The following is a 3,347-nucleotide window of genomic DNA, read 5'->3' as shown; positions in this document are numbered from 1 at the left end:
CTCAAGGTTGCAGCGGCACAACGGTCATGGCTCAGGTAATGATCGACGGCAGCCTGCTTCTGTTCGGCCGAATACCTCGGCGCCGCACGAACATAGCCAGTTCGTAAATCATGACACTGTTCGTATTCACGATGCCACGCCTTCAAGGAAATCTTTGTCGGGTAACCCAACTGCCTGATGGTCGCCTTGATGCGCTTTCCCAACTTCAAATAGAGCCGGACCGCTTGAACGCGGTCTTCGTACGAGTACATGGACTACCTCCAGGTAGTCCAAGTTTTTGTCCGCACCCCCTTTGGGTCAAAACTCAGTGCAAATCAACAGTGTTAGGAAACTAGCTCGCGATCGCTCGGTGATCCTGTTCGACAATGTTGTTCAGATACTTGTTCCGGCGGATTTTGATCAGCTTTTCGCGCTGGGCGTTCAGCGCCTCAAATGCGGCCAGATTTGAACCACTTTAATGAATTGTGATCATTTCAGGCTCGCCATTGTGATCAATCGATTTATCGAAATAACGTTGCGCGGCGGCCTTGTCACGGTGGGTTCGAAGCAGGAAATCGATTGTTGCTCCAGCCTTGTCCACTGCTCGATACAAGTACTTCCTCTGTCCTTTGACCTTGATATACGTCTCATCGACGCGCCAGCTTCTGCCTACCGCTCGCTTGCGGTGACGGAACGCTCTCTCAAAGACGGGCAGCAGTCTAATCGCCCAACGGTGCACCGTCGAATGATCGACCTCGATGCCGCGCTCCGCCATCATCTCTTCCAGGTTTCGCACACTCAGCCTAGGCGACATACCAGCGCACGCACATCAACGTCACATCAAACGGATAGTGAGGGCGTTTAAACACACGCGCCAACGCCGGCGTCAGGGAATGTTTCATCGCAGCACGCAGTTCGTTTTCTTCCCGCCAACCATAACGCACCGTCTTAGAAGCCTTAACAAAATGATGTTTGGGGGCTGTTAACTCTTGATCGTTCCTGTTAACCTTATCGTTGTTTCGACAGCGAAAAGGACATGGCCAGACCGATACTCGACGACGATCTATGGGCACTCATCGAACCGTTGCTGCCGCCGCCCAAGCCTCGGCGCTCACGGCATCCCGGGCGCAAGCCGCTGGACAATCGCGCGGTACTGACGGGTATCCTCTTTATCCTCCACTGGTTTGCGGTGGGACCTGCTACCCCAAGAGATGGGTTGCGGCAGCGGTATGAGTTGCTGGCGCCGCCTTCGCGACTGGCAAGCTGCCGGCGTGTGGGACGAGCTACACGAAGTGCTTCTTGCACGTTTGCGTGCGGCTGACCAAATCGATTGGTCCCGGGTCATCGTCGACTCCTCTTCAATCCGTGCCATGGGCGCTGGTCAAAAACGGGACCCAATCCTACAGACCGCGCGCGACCCGGTTCAAAGCACCACCTCATTACCGAAGCGCAGGGCATTCCGCTCGCGGTGATCCTGACGGGTGCCAATCGACACGATGTCACCCAGCTCCATCCACTGGTTGATGCCATCCCGCAGATCGGCGGCAAACGCGGCAGACCACTATTGAAACCGAAGATCGTTCAGGGCGACCGAGGCTACGATCACGACAAATACCGCCGTCTGTTACACGCTGCTGGCATTGCAACTGAAATAGCACGGCGCGGCCAGCCTCACGGCAGCGGTCTGGACAAAACCCGCTGGGTCGTAGAGCGGACCATCTCCTGGCTTCATATTTTCCGTCGACTGCGTATCCGTTTCGAGCGCCTGGCTTTTATCCATGAAGCTTTCTTGAAGCTAGCCTGCTGCATCATTTGCTGGCGACAGCTGCAAAACTCATTTTGTTAACGCCTCTTATTGCGACAGAACCATTAAAGGCCCTGCCCTCTGTGACTGAGCATTTTGATCACTCGGAAATCGACAGGATGATCGACCCCGCCAACTAGCTTGGTCTCGCATCCCTAATGGTCGATCAATTGCGACATGTCCCTATTTGATCCCAACCGGGACACCAGGAGAGCTGTCGAAAATAATCTAAAACCTTCAGAGGCTTGTGCGCGCCGCAAGACTTTTAAGGCGAGACTCGAATTTAGGCGCCTTCATTCGTTGAGCCTTCCTCTCCATGGAGCGGTAGGTAGTGTGAGACTTCGTCGAGCTTGTCGCCCAGAACACGCCTAACCACGACATAGAACACAGGGATGAGCAACAAGCCGAAGACGGTCGCAAACAGCATCCCACCGATCACGCCGGTACCGATCTCATGGCGCGAAGCGGAGCCCGCCCCTGTTGATATGACGAGAGGAAACACGCCAAGAATGAAGGCCAACGACGTCATCAAGATGGGACGCAGCCTCAGCTTACCGGCAGACACGACAGCATCAAAGAGCGTCATTCCCTTCGCCTGCCCATCGACTGCGAATTCTACAATCAGAATCGCGTTCTTCGCAGCCAGTCCGATCACCGTCACCAGACCTATCTTGAAGTAGATGTCGTTGGGGACGCCGCGCAGCAAGCAGAACGACACAATTCCTAGCAAACCCAGCGGGACCACGAGCAGTACCGCGACGGGGATCGACCAACTTTCATAAAGCGCCGCAAGGCATAAAAATACGACAACAATCGACAGTATCATCAACATGGTGGCTGAGTTGCCGGCGAGCAATTCTTGGTAGGACTGCCCGGTCCAATCGGCGTGGAAGCCCGGCGGCAGCTTGGTATCTACCGTGTGTTGCAGTGTCTGCACGGCCTGGCCCGTCGAATATCCTGGCGCCGGGTTGCCAACGATTTCAACTGCGGAAAAGCCGTTGTAGCGAGGCAGTGCGGCTGGACCAACGGCCCAATTGGTCTTCACGACGCTAGATAGCGGGACCATGTTGTAAGGCGCTATCGATGTGTTTGAAACAGAAGGATTGACCTGGGTTAAATAGCCGCTTGTGTTAGTGGCGCTCGCGGCGCCGCTGGTCGCGCCGGTCGACGCACTGGTGATCCCCGTGGGCGTGTAGATGTGCCTCAGCGAGTCCAAACCCATCCGGTACGGCGTATCGGCTTCCACATAGACGCGCTTCACTCGGCCGCCGTACGTGAACTGATTAACGTAATACGGCGCTAGATCCATCTGAATGGCATCGTAGACGTCTGTGAGCGACAGCCCCATCGCCTGTGCCTGCACCCGATCCACCGACATTTGAAGTTGCGGTGCATCTGGCAGCGAGTTGGGACGAACGCCATAGAGCGTTGAATTCTTGGATGCTTCGCCCAATAGAATGCCCGCTGCCTGAGCCAGTTGCGCTCGTGTTTGGCCGGACCGGGCCTGTAGGAACATGTCTACGCCGCCGAATTGGCTTAAACCTTGGATGGTTGGCAGATTCAC

Annotated in this window: 1 protein-coding gene and 3 pseudogenes; 1 reads left to right on the top strand and 3 read right to left on the bottom strand. The window is 55.6% G+C overall.

Features of this window, described 5'->3' with window-relative positions; genetic code table 11:
• Together ACFFAR_RS28640 and ACFFAR_RS28635 are read right to left on the bottom strand one after the other, a co-directional pair.
• A pseudogene (locus ACFFAR_RS28640) lies at positions 1–251 on the bottom strand (IS3 family transposase); the annotation flags it as partial.
• An 89-nt stretch (positions 252–340) separates the two neighbouring features.
• Positions 341–881 (bottom strand): annotated as a pseudogene (locus ACFFAR_RS28635) (IS6 family transposase); the annotation flags it as partial.
• A 134-nt stretch (positions 882–1,015) separates the two neighbouring features.
• On the opposite strand from ACFFAR_RS28635, the pseudogene ACFFAR_RS28630 reads away from it, so the two are divergent.
• Positions 1,016–1,825 (top strand): annotated as a pseudogene (locus tag ACFFAR_RS28630) (IS5 family transposase).
• A 241-nt stretch (positions 1,826–2,066) separates the two neighbouring features.
• Here the strand turns inward: ACFFAR_RS28630 and ACFFAR_RS28625 are convergent.
• The coding region (locus ACFFAR_RS28625; protein WP_375508948.1) for an efflux RND transporter permease subunit at positions 2,067–3,347 on the bottom strand (1,281 nt) is incomplete at its 5' end.

It is taken from the genome of uncultured Caballeronia sp. (genome assembly GCF_964243625.1).
Lineage (GTDB): Bacteria > Pseudomonadota > Gammaproteobacteria > Burkholderiales > Burkholderiaceae > Caballeronia.
The sequence above is the reverse complement of the archived record's forward strand: the minus strand, read 5'-3'. Positions and strand labels throughout refer to the sequence as shown.